The 18,710-nt window shown below is 37.7% G+C and carries 14 protein-coding genes; 13 read left to right on the top strand and 1 reads right to left on the bottom strand.

Features of this window, described 5'->3' with window-relative positions:
• Window positions 1-147 precede the first annotated feature (147 nt).
• The 13 genes from MHB50_RS17855 to MHB50_RS17795 all read left to right on the top strand — a co-directional run bounded on the left by MHB50_RS17855 (window position 148) and on the right by MHB50_RS17795 (window position 17,487).
• The gene (locus tag MHB50_RS17855; RefSeq protein WP_340084392.1) at window positions 148-1,299 is read left to right on the top strand and encodes a DegT/DnrJ/EryC1/StrS family aminotransferase; all 1,152 of its coding nucleotides are present in this window, start codon (window positions 148-150) and stop codon (window positions 1,297-1,299) included.
• A gap of 17 nt (window positions 1,300-1,316) precedes the next feature.
• The gene (locus MHB50_RS17850) at window positions 1,317-1,955 is read left to right on the top strand and encodes a sugar transferase (RefSeq protein ID WP_340084391.1); all 639 of its coding nucleotides are present in this window, start codon (window positions 1,317-1,319) and stop codon (window positions 1,953-1,955) included.
• A gap of 65 nt (window positions 1,956-2,020) precedes the next feature.
• On the top strand, window positions 2,021-3,133 hold the full coding sequence (locus MHB50_RS17845) for a DegT/DnrJ/EryC1/StrS family aminotransferase (RefSeq protein ID WP_340084390.1): 1,113 nt from the start codon (window positions 2,021-2,023) through the stop codon (window positions 3,131-3,133).
• 23 nt (window positions 3,134-3,156) lie between these two features.
• On the top strand, window positions 3,157-3,900 hold the full coding sequence (locus MHB50_RS17840) for a hypothetical protein (RefSeq protein WP_340084389.1): 744 nt from the start codon (window positions 3,157-3,159) through the stop codon (window positions 3,898-3,900).
• Between the two features lie 60 nt (window positions 3,901-3,960).
• The gene (locus MHB50_RS17835) at window positions 3,961-5,118 is read left to right on the top strand and encodes a glycosyltransferase family 4 protein (RefSeq protein ID WP_340084388.1); all 1,158 of its coding nucleotides are present in this window, start codon (window positions 3,961-3,963) and stop codon (window positions 5,116-5,118) included.
• A gap of 131 nt (window positions 5,119-5,249) precedes the next feature.
• On the top strand, window positions 5,250-6,386 hold the full coding sequence (locus tag MHB50_RS17830) for an O-antigen ligase family protein (protein WP_340084386.1): 1,137 nt from the start codon (window positions 5,250-5,252) through the stop codon (window positions 6,384-6,386).
• 61 nt (window positions 6,387-6,447) lie between these two features.
• A complete protein-coding gene (locus MHB50_RS17825; protein ID WP_340084384.1) occupies window positions 6,448-7,881 on the top strand; it encodes an oligosaccharide flippase family protein in 1,434 nt (477 codons plus the stop codon).
• A gap of 23 nt (window positions 7,882-7,904) precedes the next feature.
• Entirely contained in the window at window positions 7,905-9,026 is a 1,122-nt protein-coding gene (locus MHB50_RS17820; RefSeq protein ID WP_340084382.1) for a glycosyltransferase family 4 protein, read from the top strand.
• A gap of 67 nt (window positions 9,027-9,093) precedes the next feature.
• A complete protein-coding gene (wecB, locus tag MHB50_RS17815; protein WP_340084380.1) occupies window positions 9,094-10,152 on the top strand; it encodes a UDP-N-acetylglucosamine 2-epimerase (non-hydrolyzing) in 1,059 nt (352 codons plus the stop codon).
• Between the two features lie 401 nt (window positions 10,153-10,553).
• On the top strand, window positions 10,554-11,708 hold the full coding sequence (locus tag MHB50_RS17810) for a glycosyltransferase family 4 protein (protein ID WP_340084379.1): 1,155 nt from the start codon (window positions 10,554-10,556) through the stop codon (window positions 11,706-11,708).
• Between the two features lie 184 nt (window positions 11,709-11,892).
• Complete coding sequence (locus tag MHB50_RS17805; RefSeq protein WP_077114438.1) at window positions 11,893-13,206, top strand: nucleotide sugar dehydrogenase; 1,314 nt, start codon at window positions 11,893-11,895, stop codon at window positions 13,204-13,206.
• 95 nt (window positions 13,207-13,301) lie between these two features.
• Window positions 13,302-14,396 carry a glycosyltransferase gene (locus MHB50_RS17800; RefSeq protein ID WP_340084377.1) on the top strand — a complete coding sequence of 365 codons (1,095 nt, stop codon included), beginning with the start codon at window positions 13,302-13,304 and terminating at the stop codon, window positions 14,394-14,396.
• Window positions 14,397-14,502: 106 nt separating this feature from the next.
• The gene (locus tag MHB50_RS17795) at window positions 14,503-17,487 is read left to right on the top strand and encodes an SH3 domain-containing protein (protein WP_340084376.1); all 2,985 of its coding nucleotides are present in this window, start codon (window positions 14,503-14,505) and stop codon (window positions 17,485-17,487) included.
• A gap of 65 nt (window positions 17,488-17,552) precedes the next feature.
• Here the strand turns inward: MHB50_RS17795 and MHB50_RS17790 are convergent, their stop codons facing one another.
• Window positions 17,553-18,548, bottom strand: coding sequence for an LCP family protein (locus tag MHB50_RS17790; protein ID WP_340084375.1), 996 nt, complete (start codon window positions 18,546-18,548; stop codon window positions 17,553-17,555).
• Between the last annotated feature and the right edge of the window lie 162 nt (window positions 18,549-18,710).

Raw genomic sequence — 18,710 nt, 5'->3', positions numbered from 1 at the left:
CGACATTTGGATGTAAAAAGCTGAGCCAAATGGTGAAAATTTTGTCATGGCAACCCATGATTATAAAGTGCTGGCAGAGAAGTTCCTGCTCATAATGAGTGATTAAACAAAAGTCCTTTTGGACTTATTTTAGAGGTGGATAGACATATGGAAACAATCCCTTACGCACTACCTTTCATCGAAGATGAAGAGATCAAAGAAGTAGTTGACACGATACAATCAAACTGGCTGAGTAAGGGTCCGAAAACGATTCAGTTTGAAAAAGCTTTTAGCGATTATGTTCATGCCAAGCATGCGATTGGCTTAAATTCATGTACGGCAGGGCTTCACATTGCACAGCTTGCGGCAGGAATCGGTACAGGTGATGAAGTCATTACCACACCTTACACTTTTGTTGCAAGTGCCAATACCATTATTCATACAGGTGCCAAGCCTGTATTTGTTGATATTGACCCTGTCACGATGAATATAGATGTTCATCAAATTGAAGCCAAAATTACCGAAAGAACCAAAGCGATTATACCTGTCCACTTTGCAGGATATCCGTGTGACATGGAGCCGCTCATGGAGATTGCCAAAAAGCATAACCTGATTGTCATAGAAGATGCTGCGCATGCGGTCTATACACAATATAAAGGCAAGATGATCGGGAGCATCGGGGACTACACTTGCTTTAGTTTCTATGCAACTAAGAATCTTGCAACAGGAGAAGGCGGCATGGTAACGACAAACAATGAGGAAGCTGCCGATCAACTAAGGGTTATGAGCCTCCACGGTATGAGCAAGAACGCTTGGAACCGTTACGCCGAAAGAGGATCCTGGTATTATGAGGTGGAGTATCCCGGATTTAAATACAACATGACAGATATTCAGGCTTCTTTTGGTATTGTTCAATTGAAAAAGCTTAATAAAATGCAGCAGACTCGGGAAAAATATGCGAAAATGTACAATGAGGCATTTCAAAACTTAGAAGGATTGATCACGCCTTATAGTGATGAAATTAATCGCCATGCCTGGCATTTGTATGTGTTACGATTGGAATCGGATCGGTTTACAATAAACCGAGGAGAGTTCATTGAAAAATTAAATGAGAAAGGCATCGGAACAAGTGTACATTTTATCCCTGTTCCTATGCATCCTTATTACAAAAAGCTTGGCTATAAAATTGAAGATTATCCTCAAGCATTGGCGGCATATGAAGGAGCCATCTCATTGCCTCTATATCCGAAAATGAGCGAGGATCAAATTCATCGTGTCATCAAATCTGTAACTGAACTGGCCGAAACGTATAAAAGATAAGCGGGCAGGTGAGCAATGTGGATGAAAAACAGCTTTATTACGAAAAAGGCAACAAGCTCAATGATGTGTTAAAAAGGACAATGGATGTCATATTATCATTGGCGGGACTGGTGATCATCTCTCCCCTCTTGTTCATTATAAGTATATGTATAAAGCTTGATTCAAGAGGTCCGGTATTCTTTAAACAAACGAGGGTAGGCCGGTATGAAGAGCCTTTTCAAATTTTCAAGTTTCGAACGATGATCGTAGATGCCGAGAAAAAAGGGAAACAAATTACTGTTGGCAAAGATTCCCGGATCACCAAAACAGGGCAATTTCTTCGGAAATATAAGCTGGACGAACTTCCGCAGCTCATCAATGTTCTAATAGGTGACATGAGCCTGGTAGGTCCTCGGCCTGAAGTGCCCAAATACACAGCTTATTATACAAATGAACAAAAAAGAATCTTTGAAATCAGACCCGGTATAACTGATTATGCCTCAATAAAATATCGGAACGAAAATGAAGTTTTGGCGAAAAGCGAAGACCCCGAAAAAACGTATATCGAAGAAGTAATGAGAGATAAACTGAGCTTGAACTTGAAATATTTGGATCAGCAATCGGTTATAAATGATGTTAAAATTATCTTTATGACGATCATAGCAATTTTAAAATAACGAAAAGCTGCTGCAGTAAGAATGTTTTTACTTATAAGCTGGCATTGATTGAGGAGAGGTTATTTATGAATATACCTATGCTGGATTTGTCTGAACAATATTTGGAATTAAAGAATGATATTTTAAAAACATTAGATGAAGTGATGACTTCGTCCCGCTTTATTTTGGGTGACCATGTAAAAAAATTAGAAGCAGATGTAGCCTCGTTGGTGAATGCCGATTTTGGAGTAGGGGTAGGCAATGGCAGCGATGCGTTACATATCTCCTTACAGGCATGTGGAGTTACTTCCGGAGATGAGGTCATCACCACACCATTTACATTTTTCGCTACTGCTGGAGCCATTGTAAGGGCAGGAGCCACACCTGTATTCGTTGATATTGATCCTGTGACCTTTAATTTAGATCCTTTAAAGGTAGAGGGAGCAATTACGAAGCGAACAAAAGCCATTATTCCTGTTCATATTTATGGACAATCTGCGGATATGGATCCCATTATAGAAATCGCTAAAAAACATCACTTATATATTATTGAAGATGCAGCACAGGCAATCGGGGCAAAGTATAAAAGTAAAATGATTGGGGAATTAGGCCATACAGCCTGCTTTAGTTTCTTTCCGACAAAAAACCTGGGTGGATACGGCGATGGCGGGATGGTCGTGACAAAAGATGAAGACCTTGCCGAGAAAATGAAGGTCATTCGTGTGCATGGAAGCAAGCCGAAATATTATCATCATGTATTGGGGTATAACAGTCGATTGGACGAGATGCAAGCGGCTATATTAAATGTTAAACTCCCACGCCTTTCTGAATGGAATAGTCTCAGGAGAGAAAAGGCAAGTTTGTACACAGAACTATTGGAGCCGTTAAAAGAATTTATTTCAACACCTGTTGAAGCAGAGGGAAATTACCACGTTTTCCATCAATATACCCTCCGGGTGAAAAAAAGGAATGAGCTTCAGCAGTATTTGAAAGATCAGGGGATTGCGACAATGATTTATTATCCTGTTCCCCTTCATTTACAGCCAGTATTTCGTGACCTCGGTTATCAGGAAGGGGATTTTCCTGAGGCTGAAAAAGCGTCAAAAGAAGCTATTTCATTACCTATGTTTCCAGAGTTAAAGCCGGAACAGCAACAATATGTAGTTGAGAAAATTTCTCGCTTTTATAATAGGGCATGATCTCTTTGACGAAAGGTGACAATATGAATAATCGTTATGTATTATATGACTATTTAAAGTTTTTTCGCAAAAAGTTTTGGGTGTTCATTGTAATCCCGATTTTAATTATTGCGGCTCTATACTTTTTGAAATCTAATCAGAAGCCTTATTTTCAAGGCGAATCACTGATTTTTACAAATCAGGTGAGCAGTAAAATCTTATCCAATCCTGATTTGGTTCGTTTGAAGTATAAAGAAGAGATTCCGGAGGAATTAAAAGAAAACCTTAATGTAGCTGTCAAAAGTGAAGGGTTGGTTTCCTTTCAATTGCACGGAGCAAATGAAAAAGAAGTGAAAAAAGCATTACAACAAGCTTCAAAGTTATTTGTAAAAGATTTGTCAACTGCTTATGATGAGAAACATAGCATCAAACAAAGGTTTGTGGAAGATACTCAGGCAAAGATAGACAGTATAGAGCAAGCAATCACACTATATAATGATAAGTTAAATCAAGTAAACATTTCTCCTAAGGCAACAGAAAGTTATGCGGAGATCGTGCTGCAACAAGAGAAAAATCTGTCCAAATATAAAAACGAAGTACTAAAAGTAAAACAAGAGCTTGCAAATAGTGAATCTCCCCAACTCGTTGATGTTACAACAACCTATGTGAAGGGTGAATCACTCTCAATAAAATATATTCTTATGGGGATTGTCATAGGATTACAAGTTGCTCTGGTCATGCTGATTTTCTGGAAATATATTGTCGATGCCCGGGCCAAACAAAAATAACGAAATCAAGATTGGGTTTACCGCCTTTCTTTTAGATTTCAAGATGAAAAGGTGTCAATAATGAAAATATTAATTGTTCCTTCATGGTATCCAACAGAAGATTCTCCGCTCAACGGCATTTTTTTCAAAGAGCAGGCAATGGCCTTACAAAAGTATGGCCATGATGTGATCGTGGCTTATCCTGAGTTGCGGAGCATGCGGACGTTTGGGAAGCAGCGACACTCTCTTGGACTATCTTATAAGAAAGAGGATGGCTTGAAGACATATCGTTATCGCAGTTACAATCCAATCCCTTTAAGAATCTCGGCAGGACAAGGTAATGTTTTTTATTTATTGTTAAATAGACTATATGACAGGATTATTCAATCCGAAGGAAAGCCTGATATCATTCATGCACATTCGTGCTTATGGGGCGGCGTTGCAGCTGCACGGCTTGCCAGCAGGGAGAATATACCGTTAGTCATTACAGAGCATTCGTCAAAATTCCCGCGTAAGTTGTTCAAGCCACATGAGAAAAAAATGGTTAAACAGGCATTAACGGAGGCCGACAAAATCATATCCGTTGGGTTAGGACTAAAAAATGAATTAATTGATTACATCCATGATCAAAGCAAACTTACCGTCATTCCCAATATTGTGGATATTGATCTGTTTCAAATGTCCCAACAGTCAAGAGACAGAGAAACATTTCGCTTTTTTTCTTTAGGTTTTTTACATCTCAGGAAGGGGATGGACCTCCTTATAAAAGCCTTTGCCAAGGAGCTTAAAGGTTGCCAAGCCGAATTGATAATCGGTGGCAGTGGGCCGGAAATGGAGAATTTGAAAAGGCTGTCCTTGGATCTGGGTGTAAGCAATCAAGTAAAGTTTTTAGGACAATTGGACAGAGAAGGTGTTTTGCAACAGATGCAACAATGTGATGTATTTGCTTTGGCCAGTCATGCCGAAACTTTCGGTGTTGTATATATAGAGGCTCTGGCTTGTGGAAAGCCGGTTATCGCTACCAGTTGCGGAGGTCCTGAAATCATTGTGAATGAGAAAAATGGATTATTAGTTAATGTAGATGATATAGATGCTTTGGGAGATGCTATGGTGTATATGTTTAAAAATATTGATCAATACGATCCACAAGTTCTTAGGGAGGACTGTGTAAATAGATTTAGTGAAAAATCTATTGTATCTCAATTAAATGATGTTTATCGAAGTATATTACGTAACTGAGGGGCATTATGAATATTAGAGTTTTAATGTATCTTATATTATTTTTTCTCTGCTTCTTTGATTTTTTGTTTATTAATATTCCCGTAGGACCCGTCCATATGACCTTGCTGAGGGTGGTTCTGTTGGGAGGTATGTATATCTTACTGATTGAACAGTTGGTATATAAAAAGCACTTTTATTTCCAAAGTGTTGGTTACCCTCTGCTTTTTTTCTTTGTGTGGTTTTGTTATGGGACAATACAGACATTATGGGCAGTTGATAAGGTCGGAAGTATAAAAGAACTATACTATTTGGCCCTGTTCATTTTTCTTATCGTATTGATTATTAGGGTGATGAGTTCAAACTTTGAAACGAAATGGATTAGCCGGTCGTTTTCAGGTATTGGCGTCATTATGATTCTCGTTTGTATTTTTGAGATTATGACTGAACGCCATTTGGGAACATCAAGATATGTGATAGAGGCTTCCAGATTTTCAGGTACCGATTATAAAGCGGCGACAGGCGTTTTTTATAATGAAAATGATTTGTCTTTCTTTCTCGTATTGGTTGCGCCATTTTTTATGGTGAGAATGTTCAGCAAAAAGTATGGCATTGCTGTGCTAAACGGGGTTTGTTTACTTGCAATTGTAGCTATCATATTCATCAATGATGCAAAATTAGCTTTTTTAGCCTTGATTTTTCAGGGGGCTGCATACTTGTTGATCTCAAAAAAAGTAAAGTTAAAATATGCTTTAGTTTCCTTTGGCAGCTTTCTTTTGTTACTAATTAATTTATTGATGTTTACGAATGTAGGGAGTGCCTTTAAAAATATACTCCTTACACTTTATTCAGGTTCCAATCTTCACAGAATCAATCTCTATTTAAATGGGGTGTATTCGGTGATGGAGTCATGGTTTCTCGGTGTTGGACCTGGCAATTTCAAAATGCACATTCATCCACAGTTCGACACAGGAGGCAATATTAATCCACACAATTGGTGGATTGAATTGCTGACTGACTTTGGGTTTATCATTTTTTGTTTGTATATCCTCTTTTTTATATTTATGGTTCGAAAGCTATGGTGTATATACACTTTAAATATAAAATACAGTCCGCTCGCATTTGCTTTGCTACTAAGTTTAGTAGGGTTTATTTTAGGCTCTATTGGTCCAAGCAGCCTGTTTTATTTTTGGCCGGTGTGGTTGTTATATGGAGTTATATTAGGGCTGATAAATTTCGTCGAAAACCAATATCCCCAGCAATTAATAAAAAAAAGCATTTATAAATAGCGTGCCATGGCGCACGCTATTTATAAGTGTTTTAGATCTCAAATCATTGAAGGTGTTATAGATGAAAAAGGACGGCCTGATTCAAAAGTTCTTATCTTTTTCAGTAGGAAGCTGGATTTCCCTTTTAATCGGACTTGTCAGTACCCCGGTCATAACGAGGATTCTCGTTCCTGAGGAATTTGGTAAAGCATCATTTTTTATCCTCATTATGAATATCCTTTTGCTTTTATGTTTATTTGGGGCCGATCAAAGCTTCGTGCGTTTTTTTTATGATGAAAAAGAACAGTCGCGTAAATTTTTACTGTTTAATTGCTTAAAGGTTCCACTAGCAACGTTCTTTGTGGTATCCATTTTTTTATTAGTTTTTTACAGGCCAATTTCACATTACCTGTTCGGGGAGAACAGCCTACAAATTATTTTGTTGCTCATCGTTACCGTATTCCTGCAAATCATCCACCGCTTTTCCCTGCTTGTTATCAGAATGCAACAAAAGGGGCTGCTATACTCCATATTACAAGTGTTAATAAAAGTTTTTGAGTTTGGATTTATACTGTTATTCGCCTTTTTAATCGGTCCTTCTTTTGAAATAATCATTTACGCTCAAGTCTTCTATTCCATTATCGTCACTGTTGTCGCCATTTTATTCAGTATTCAATTTTGGAATTTCTTTGGAGAGAGGAAAGCTGTTACTCACAGTATCAAAGATATTCTAAAGTTTGGGCGTCCTTTAGTTTTAACCTCGCTCATAATTTGGCTCTTTCAATCTATTGATAGAATTGCCTTAAAAGAGTGGTCTACCTATACGGAAGTAGGCCTGTATACTGCTGCGTTTAAAATTGTTGCTGTGTTAAATGTAATCCAAGGTTCCTTTACTACATTCTGGGTGCCGGTCAGTTATGAACGTTATAATAAAAATCCTGATGACACAGCCTTTTTTTCGAAAATGAATGAGTTGATCACGTTCCTTATGTTTTTAGTTGCTTTGGGGACATTGCTGTTTAAAGATGTGATTGTTTATTTGCTTGGTCCTGAATACCGCTCGGCAGCGGTCATCATGCCCTTTCTTGTTTTTATGCCAATCATGTATACAATCTCTGAAACAACGGTTATTGGCATTAATTTTGTAAAAAAGACAAGATGGCATACTCTCATTGCTTCGACAGCCTGTTTAGTCAACGTGATCGGAACATTTCTATTAGTGCCGAGTTATGGAGCGAAGGGGGCTGCTATTTCTACAGGTATTGCCTATGTGACTTTTATGATAATGAGAACCCATATTTCTTTAAAGTTTTATAAGGTGAATTACCATTTAGGCAAGTTTTATACTATGACTACATTGCTGTCAGCTTATGCTCTTTATGGTACGCTGGTTAAATGGAGCATATATGATACGCTGATTGGAATGACGATTTTTATCTTTTTCATCATTTTGTATAAAGAGCTATTAAAAGAACACCTGAGCAAACTGCTGAAACAAAGGGTCACAAGTAAATAAAAAAGATGTGAAGGTGGCAAACAATGGATAATATTATTGTCTATTTTCCGTTTAAGTTGAGTGCAAACCCCAAAAGCGGATCTGGAATCAGACCAAAAAAAATGGTTGAGGCATTTCAGGCTCTTGGCCAAGACAAAAACCTCGAGATTATTATTGTTGCGGGAAATAGTTCGAAAAGAAAAGAACAAATAAAAGAATTTATACATTCAGGTAAAGTACAAAAAACATTGTTTTGCTATATGGAAAATAGTACAATGCCTTATTGGTTAACCGATGAGGATCATATTCCAAGACATCCTTTTATTGACTATTACTTCTTGAAATACTTAAAAAGAAATCATGTGCCCATCGGATTATTTTATCGGGATATTTATTGGAAATTTAAAGAATTGTATTCATTAGAAGGAGTTAAAAAAGTATTGACTCCTCTAATACGTAAAATATATCAGTTTGAACTGAGTAGGTTTTATAACGTAGTTGATGTACTTTACTTACCCTCATTAGAAATGAATAAATATGTAGGTTGGGATGGGGAAGTCCAGGTACTTCCTCCGGGAATAGATAGAATGAAGGTATTAAGTAATCCAAATATAAATGACAGAGTGAATTTAATATATATAGGAGGGATAAGTGAAAGATATGGAATAAAGACTTTGATTGACGCAATGGAAATATTACAAAAAAAGAAAAAACAAGTTCATTTGTATTTAATATGTAGAAAAGCAGAATATGAACAAAATAAATTATTAAAAGAAAAGGCTGATAATGATTGGATTACAATTGAGCATTTGTCAGGAGAAGAATTATTACAGGTGTGCAAAAAAGCACATATAGGAATGATACCGATACAAAAAAATTCATATCATGACTTTGCAGTGCCCGTAAAATTGTTTGAATATCTCTCTTTTGGATTGCCGCTGGTCGTAACGGATTGTAGTGCGCAAACAAGAATAGTAAGGGAAGGTGGATATGGATTAGTTGCAAAAGATTCGGCTGATGAGCTGGCTCAATCTATTTTAAATATTGCCCAAGAGAATAATTATATTGAGTATAAAAATAATATTCTACAAAATGCTTTTAAAAACCACTCCTGGTATGCGAGGGTTGCTAAAGTATATGCAGACTTGTCAAAAGAGAAAAAATAAAGCTCTTCTGAAGCAATGGGTAATCATCCGAGTCAAATAATCTATTAGTAAGGAAGGTTTTATTATTATGAAAAAAATTATCACCGTTTTAGGTGCCAGGCCTCAATTTATTAAAGCTGCTCCGGTTTCTCGAGAAATCAGAAAAGAATTTCAAGAGCTTATCGTTCATACTGGGCAGCATTATGACCAAAATATGTCTGATATCTTTTTTGAGGAACTCTCTATACCAAAGCCGGACTATCATCTTGGAATCGGCTCCGGTTCCCATGGAGAACAAACTGGGAAAATGCTGGCATCGATTGAGGAAATTTTGTTGAAAGAAAAACCAGATTACTTATTAGTATATGGGGATACAAACTCTACGCTGGCGGGTTCCCTTGCGGCTGCAAAACTACATATTCCAGTGTTGCATATTGAAGCCGGCTTAAGGAGTTTTAACAAAAAGATGCCGGAAGAAATTAATCGGATCATGACGGATCATGTTTCGAGTTATTTGTTCTGTCCGACAGAGACTGCAGTGCAAAACTTATATAAAGAAAATATTAAAGAAAACGTTTGGAACGTGGGCGATGTAATGTATGACGCAGTCATATACAATAAAGAGATTGCCGAGGAACGTTCTACTGTGTTGCAGGACCACCAATTAAGCAGTAAAGATTATTACTTAATTACTATTCATAGAGCAGAGAATACCGATGATTTTGAAAAAATGACTCGGATTATTGATGCTTTTTCTCAAATAAAAGGGCCAAAAGTTTGGCCAGTCCACCCACGTACAAAAAAGAAGCTTCATTCTTTTGGACTGGATATTAACAAGATACCTGATCTGCATATTATTGAACCAGTCGGATATTTAGATATGTTGAAATTAGAAAATCATGCATTGAAAATTTTAACGGATTCAGGCGGGGTTCAAAAAGAAGCATATTTCATGGAAGTTCCTTGTGTTACTTTGCGTGAGCAAACGGAGTGGGTCGAGACACTGGAATCGGAAGCTAACATACTTGTTGGTACGGATACTCAAAAGATCGTGGATGCGGTATATAAATCAATTTCACCGAACTATGAAGCATATTTTGGAGAAGCGGATGCATCTAGAAAAATTGTTGAATTGTTGTCCAAGTAATTCACTGGTATTGTATTTTAAATAGTTTGAAGTGCTATTTCCCTTATTTTGTCAAAAAGGCAATGCAGCCCGTTATCCATAGATATGCAAACGTATTACCGACTGCAACATGATTGAGTTACTATTTCCATTTATTTTTTTATGTTATAATGATTTCCGTAAATGAAGCGCGAATCTCTCATTTTAAAAGGTTGAGCGTGCTTATAAAGTTTAGAATTTTTTTGTGAGATTTTCTAATGATGAAGTTCGGGAATACTTTTACTAAGTGATGGCTGGAAGCCAATGATCTTAGATGGACAGAAATGGAGAATAAATATATGAACATTGTTCTTATTAACCATTATGCTGGCTCAACGTTCCACGGGATGGAATATCGTCCCTATTATATGGCGAAATCATGGATGGAACAAGGACATAAGGTAACAATAATAGGTGCTTCGTATTCCCACGTAAGGACGAATCAGCCTGACATTAGGGAGATTTGGACGAATGAAGAAGTAAACGGGGTAAATTATGTTTGGTTGAAGACTCCAGAGTATGAAGGAAACGGGGCAAAACGGGCATTCAACATGTTTACATTCGTAAAACGACTGTATCAATTTAAAGATAAAATCGTTAATGAATTTCGGCCTGATGCAGTTATTGCGTCATCAACTTATCCTTTGGATATTTATCCAGCAGCAAAAATTGCGCGTCAAGCCAATGCGAAGCTTTTCTTTGAAGTACATGATTTATGGCCGTTATCTCCAATGGAACTCAGTAATATGTCGCCGTACCACCCATTTATATTTGTTATGCAGCGGGCTGAAAATTATGCTTACCGAAAGTCTGATAAAGTCATATCGTTATTGCCTAAAGCAAAAGAACATATGATTCAGCATGGGATGGATCCAAACAAATTTGTCTATTTGCCAAACGGAATAGTGGTAGATGATTGGAAAAATTTTGAGGGTATCCCAGAGGAGCATGAGCACATTATTTCTCGATTAAAAAACGAGGGGAAGTTTTTGGTTGGCTACGCCGGGACTCACGGACTGGCCAACGCCTTACTCTCTTTAATAGAAGCGGCAAAATTACTTCAAGACCATCCCATATCGTTCGTTCTCGTTGGTAAAGGACCAGAAAGAGATCGTTTGATAAATGAAGCAAGAAAGCATAATTTGAATAACATATACTTCTTACCTGTAATTCCAAAAAAGTCAATTCCCGATTTCTTATCTAAAATGGACGCTCTTTATATTGGGCTAAGAAGAACATCGTTGTTTCGCTTTGGGGTCAGCCCTAATAAATTATTAGATTATATGATGGCAGCAAAGCCAATTATCCATGGAATTGATGCCGGAAACGATTTAGTAGAAGAAGCCGGCTGCGGAATAAGCATAGAGCCTGAGGAACCTACGGCAATTGCTGAAGCAGTATTGAAAATGCTAGGTACCAGTGATGAACAGCGACAAGAATGGGGCAAAAATGGTAAAGATTATGTTCTTGAACATCATGAATATAATGTTTTGGCTACACAATTTTTGAACTGTATTCAGAAAACGATAAATGAGTAGAGGCTGATTATCAAGCGTAAATTTCTTGTTTTCATTTCATTTACTAGGTGTCCTCATTTACCCTTAGTGAAATCATTGATAATACGTGAATTTATTGATCGTATGTTATTTAGATTGGGAAAGTTATTAGCTTGCTCAATAAAATCACATAACAATTCCTTAAAGAGCAGGGAGGAGGTCAATTTTGACCATTGTAAATACTTTATTAAAGAAGATTGAATTGAAAGAGGCCATTATTGGTGTCGTTGGACTTGGTTATGTAGGATTGCCGTTAGCTGTTGAAAAAGCGAAGGCTGGTTTTAAAGTCATTGGCTTTGATATACAAGAAAGTCGTGTAAACCTTGTGAATGAAGGTCATAACTATATTGGCGATGTCGTGGATGAAGATTTGTCAAAAATGGTGAAGTTGGGAAGATTGGAAGCAACAACTGATTATCAACGTATTCAGGAAGTAGATGCTGTAGCCATCTGTGTTCCAACACCGTTAGATCGGCATATGCAACCCGATACGTCTTATGTACGCCAATCAAGCAAGGAAATAGCAAAATATGCACATGAAGGCATGCTCGTTGTACTGGAATCGACCACATATCCCGGAACAACGGAAGAAATTATTAGCCCGGTTTTAGAAGCTAATGGGCTTGTCGTCGGAGAAAACGTATTTGTCGCCTATTCACCGGAACGTGTCGATCCGGGTAACAAGCTTTATAATACAAAAAACACTCCCAAAGTTGTTGGAGGGATTACCTCAAATTGTACAGCAGTAGCTTCAGCGCTTTATCGGGCTGTACTGGATGGGGAAGTTCATGAAGTCTCAAGCCCCGCTGTTGCAGAGATGGAAAAAATATTCGAAAACACATTCAGGCATATCAATATCGCATTGGCAAATGAAATGGCTATTTTATGTGATAAGATGGATATTGATGTTTGGGAAGTGATTAATGCTGCAAAAACAAAACCGTATGGTTTTATGGCATTTTATCCCGGTCCTGGCCTTGGCGGCCATTGTATACCAATCGATCCATTTTACTTAACCTGGAAGGCGCGGGAGTACAATTATCATACAAGATTGATTGAATTAGCGGGTGAAATCAATAATTCAATGCCTGAATTTGTCGTGCATAAATGCTTGGAAATATTAAATGAGTTTGGAAAGGCATTAAAGGGTTCAACCGTAGCAGTTCTTGGTGTTTCGTATAAGAAAGATATTGATGATGTAAGAGAATCGCCATCCCTTTCCATCATTTCCATGTTGAAGCAAAGAGGGGCCGAAGTGATTTCAATTGACCCACATGTAGCAAGTTTTAAACTTGATCATCAAGTAGTTGAAACGGTTCCTCTCACTGAAAAAGCAATCCAAAGTGCGGATTTAACTCTAATTCTGACGGATCATAGTGCCTTTGATTACGATTTAGTAGCCCGGTCAAGCAAAGCAATATTTGATACTAGGAATGCAATGAGTAAACAAGAAAAAATGGACAACTATTATAAGCTCTGAAAAATATAAGTAAAAAAACAATAAATAATAGGCATGTCCTACTATTTATTGTTTTTTTATCGTTTTTTAAAGGAAAGCTAAAGGGAGACATAAACATGAGAATATGTTTTTTGGCGCCGGCCAATTCCATTCATACAATCAAATGGGTAAATGCTTTTGCTGCAAAAAAATATGAAGTTCATTTATTGACAATACATACACTTGATATAAAAGCATTGCATCCCAAGATCAAAGTTCATAAATTGTTGTTCCACGCACCTGTAGGATATTATTTGAACGCATTGCAAGGGAAAAGGCTGTTAGACAAAATAAAGCCGGATCTATTTCATGTTCACTATGCAAGTGGATATGGGACTTTGGGACGGTTAATCAACTTTCATCCAATGATCTTGTCGGTGTGGGGGAGCGATGTTTTTGAGTTTCCTTATCAAAGTCGATTCAAAGAGAAAACCTTGAAAAGGAATTTACAGAGTGCTGATCAAATCCTTTCAACGAGTTATAGTATGAAAACCCAAACAGAGAAGTTTTTCAAGCCGGAAACTGATATCAGGGTAACACCATTTGGGGTTGATACGACAAAATTTAAACGTTACGAACAGAAGGAAAGCCTAGATAACAGTATAACAATCGGTATGATAAAACTTTTGGAGCCTATTTATGGAGCTAAATATTTAATTGAAGCATTTGCGAAGGTCTTAACCGACATAGGAAACAATGATGAGAACAATACAATAAACCTTAAGCTTTTGTTTGTAGGTGATGGGAGCGAGAGGGAAGCATTAGAACAAATGGTAGGAAAAAAAGGAATACAAAAGCACGTTGAATTTGTTGGGGCTGTTCCAAATGATCAAGTACCATTGTGGTTGAACCGCATGGATGTTTTTTGTGCACCGAGTCTTAGTGAAAGCTTTGGTGTGGCAGTAATTGAGGCATCTGCTTGTGAAACTCCTGTTGTTGTCTCAAATGTGGGGGGATTGCCGGAAGTTGTAATAGATGAGGTTACCGGTTTTATCGTAGAACCGAAACATGTGGAACAGTTGGCGGAAAAAATCCTTATTCTTGTTAATGATCAATCATTGCGCAAACAGATGGGGGCTGCCGGTAGAAAGTTTGTATTAGAGAATTATGCTTGGGAAAAGAACGTAGACACTATGGAAAGCATTTATATTGAAACGGTTACAAATAAATAGATCTCAAGTTGTTATAATGTTTTGATGGAATAGTTCAAATGCTTTATGATTCTACTTTTACTTTACTCCTTTCAATAGTATAATAGTTGCAGGAAGGAGGAGGTAAATGTCTATACATGCTAGTCCACTTAAACTGGGAAAGTGGTTGCTGTCAGTCGCAATGTTTTTATGGTTGTTGATGTTTGGCATTTCTTCTGCCAAAGCAGAGCAAGAACAGGCTGAATTATACTTGTTAAATGAAGATTTAGTCTTATATGAGAATGCCCAACCTGTAGCTACTTTAAAGAAGAATAGTCTCTTTTTTATGACTAAAAAGGATGGACAAACAGATCGTTATTTAGTCCAATATGGGGATCGTTTACTCGAGGTTACGAGTGGACAAGTATCCATCGCCCACGAAGCTGTCAGCCAAATTGCTTCAAAAGGGAATTCGAAGACAGTTACTTTTGAAAAGCAAATGCCGGTATACAGTGCAGATGCTCCTGGGGTAGAAGTAGCTCGAATGGTGGCGGGACAAAGCTATCCTATTCATAATGAAACTGAAGATGTGTACCAGTTTGTAATTGGCAACAGGGTGGTTCAAGCTGCTAAAGATTCGGTATCCGATGAGGCGAATGAAACGGAAAAAGAAAATGAACCATCAGGTAATGAAAATGACCCGGCCAGTGAAGAGGACGTTCCCGAAGAAGAAATCTCGGAAAAGGCTCCTGTTAAAACTCCCGGCCCTGAAGATGAAGCTGGGAATGATGACGAAGGGACACCTGGTGATTCCAATAAATCACCATCATCAGATGCACCCGATTCTGTAAAGGAAGATCCCATTAAGCAGCCTGATACCAAACAAGAGACTATACAACCGCCTACAAAAAATTTACCTATAGCGAAAGCGACAGTGACGCCAAAATTTCAAAAATACTTTAAAGCTGTCGGAAATAGTGTGCCTGTATATGTGAACAGGGGCGGCAAAACAACCCATGTTGGGAACTTGGTTAATGGGCAGGAATATGTGATTGTTGGCCAAATAGAGGGATTCCTGAGAATTCATTTTGGGGGGCAAGTTGCTTATGTTCGAACATCTGCCGATATTGTCCCAAGTAACGGTTCTTCCATAAAGAATGTAAATCGCGGCGCGGCAAGTAAAGGCAGGGCGATTCAAACAAAGCGAAACCCGGTTATTATATATGATAATACCAGCGGTTCATTAGTTGCTTTTGGTGAACTAAAACAAAATGAATCATATACAACCGTTATGCAAACATCTCAAAATTGGTTTCAGGTTATCTTCGGCGGGCGCCTCGGCTATATTTATAAGCCACATGTCATTGTCCCAATGAATTCTAATGATCGGTATTTTCAGCCTTATTATTCTAATACTCCTGTGTATATGAATCGGAACGGGAAATCAGTAAAAGTTGGGGATTTGAAATCAAACCAAGAGTATCAATCATTTGGACAAATATCTGGCTTCGTGCGAATTCAATATGGAAATGGATATGCTTACGTACGAACTGGCCATGTTTCGGCAAGTGAGGGCAAATCTATTAAAAACCATAGTAAAGCACCTTTTTCTAATACTGGATGGACTATTAAAGCAAAAAGAAATATCCCTGTGTATGACAATACTTCCGGAAGATTAGTAGAATTTGGGAGTATTGACCTTGACCAAGAATACATTACTGTCAGGGATTCATCTAATTATTGGCTAGAAGTTAACTTAGCCGGAAGAATTGGATACATATATAAACCACATGCCCATATCTACTTTAAAGGTGCAGACAAGTATTTTCAGCCTTTGGGGAGCGATGTGGATATTATCGTAAATGACCGAGGCAGGAATGTGGTTGTTGGGAAATTGTCAAAGGAACAAGCATTCCGAATTTTGGGGAGAACTAAAGGGTTCCTTAGATTTCAATATGGAAATGGTTTTGCCTATGTCCGAAGCCAATTAGTTTATCCAAGTAAAGGTAATTCTATTAAAAATGCCAATCCCGGTAAAAGAAATTCCAAAGTTCAATTTAGAACCGCAAGGACTGTTCCCATTTATGATAATACTTCGGGTTCAATGGTAGAGTTTGCTTCATTAGAGCCAAATCAATCCTATCATATCATTAGGCAAACATCTGAGAATTGGCTAGAGGTATCTATTGGGAATCGAATTGGCTATGTCTATCTTCCGTGGGTGAGCCTTGGTCCCCGTTTTAAAGAAACAGCATACGGTCTTACTTTGCAAGAGATGCTCAATATCCAAATGAAGCATAACCCACAAACGGATAAAAAGTATAATGCATTTGTTAGTGCCAAATATATTGATCAATATAATCGAGTGATCGCGGACTCATTACATGTAAGGGGTGGCCCATCCCCATCATATTGGGTACTCGGACAACTTCCAAAAGGACAACAAGTTAAAATTCTGAGAACAGTCCGCTCGAATGATCGAAATAATCCAATCTGGTATGAAATTGAATATGATTGGATGTGGAAAAACGCAAGTCCAAGTGATGTCGCGTATTATTTAAATCCGAATAACTTCAGCAGAGATTCAGATGCTTATTTTCAATTTCTAGTTCTATCAGAGTCTGCCGGACTTAATGCCGCAGAAGTAAATAATAAAATTTTAGCTGGTAAAGGCATATTAAGCGGAAAAGCATCTGCATTTATTGAAGCTGCAAGAATACACAAAATCAATGATGTTTATTTAATTTCCCACTCATTATTGGAAACGGGGAACGGTACATCGACGTTAGCAAATGGTGTCATGTACAATGGCAAAAAGGTTTATAATATGTACGGAGTTGGTGCGAGTGATCGATGCCCTGTAACGTGCGGTGCAAAGTTTGCGTATGACAGTGGATGGTTTACGCCTGAAGCCGCCATTATAGGTGGAGCCAAATTCATTTCTAATGAATATATCCATAATAAAACATTTAAGCAGGATACACTTTACAAAATGCGCTGGAATCCGGTGCAGTCGTGGCACCAATATGCAACTGACATTGGCTGGGCTGTAAAGCAAGTATTCCGCATGAAGCAACTATATAATTTATTGGATACGTACAGCTTGATCTATGATATACCCGTATATAAATAAAAAGTAGAAGGCTGCACCAAAAAGGGATAACATACCCTTACGGTGCAGCCTTTCGTTTTGCTCATTTATTCATTTGTACTTTCTTCAGTGGTTTCATCGTTATCTTTTATTTCAAGGATCTGACTTAATTCATTCCTTACTTCATTAATCGATTCGGTATGAGGAACAAAATAATAAACATCGTTAATCATCGTGTCTTCGCCTTCAAGATTTAATGTGTTCATCTTTTGATTTTTAATCTCGTTGTAAAAATTTCTGAGTCCAAGCAGTTCGTTTAATGAAATATTTGTTTTTGTGGTGTCACCTACTGCATTAATGGCATTATCAATTTTGGACAACGAGCTGATGGAAAGAGCTTTATCGGCAATGGCTCTAAGTGCGACCTGTTGCCTTTCCTGCCGTCCAAAATCACCGCGCGGATCTTCTTTTCTCATCCGTACAAACGCCAGAGCTTCATCTCCATTTAAATTCATTTTTCCTTCCTTAAAGGAAATATAATTTCCATTTAATCCTGGTTGTTGGAAATCAAACGGAACATCAACCGTTATGCCGCCCAGCTCATTGACAATGTCTTGAAAACCTTTGAAATTTGTCTCAATATAATAATCAACAGGAAGTTCAAATAAATCTTCGACGGCTTGTATAGTTGCTTGTACTCCGCCAAATGCATAGGCATGGTTGATTTTATCTTTTTTGCCTTCTGTTTTAATGTAGGTCCTTGTATCCCTTGGAATGCTTAAAGTGGCCACTTCTTTCGTCTCTGGATTCAGTGTGACTAACAATAAGGCATCCGAGCGGCCAGGACCGTCTTCTAAATAATCCTCCACACCGATGATTAGAATGGATACAGGGTCTTTACCTAATTTTACATCTTCTATCCTATATTCTGATTTTTCGCGTTCAAGTTCGGTATATGACTTCCCGGCAGCATTTTTAATTGTAAAAAATAAGTAGCCGCCATATGTTAAAGGTGCCCCTACTAAAAGTAAAATTATGAAAAAGACAAATATTTTAAGTTTCTTTCTTTTTTTCTTCTTTTTTATTAACCTGGTTTGTTCCATGCACAGGTACCTCTTTTCGAATTAAATTAACAGCTCAAATGGTTGTCTAATATGAAGGACAACTTGTACCGGTAGTGATGAATGCAGCGCACTCTTCAGTTGTTTGCAAAATCGTTTCGTGCGATTTTGCAAATCATCGGCACCATTTTAATATTCTACAAA

It is taken from the genome of Siminovitchia sp. FSL H7-0308, from assembly GCF_037980985.1.
GTDB classification, from domain to species: Bacteria; Bacillota; Bacilli; order Bacillales; family Bacillaceae_C; genus Siminovitchia; species Siminovitchia thermophila.
This window is presented reverse-complemented; position numbering and strand designations above follow the sequence as displayed.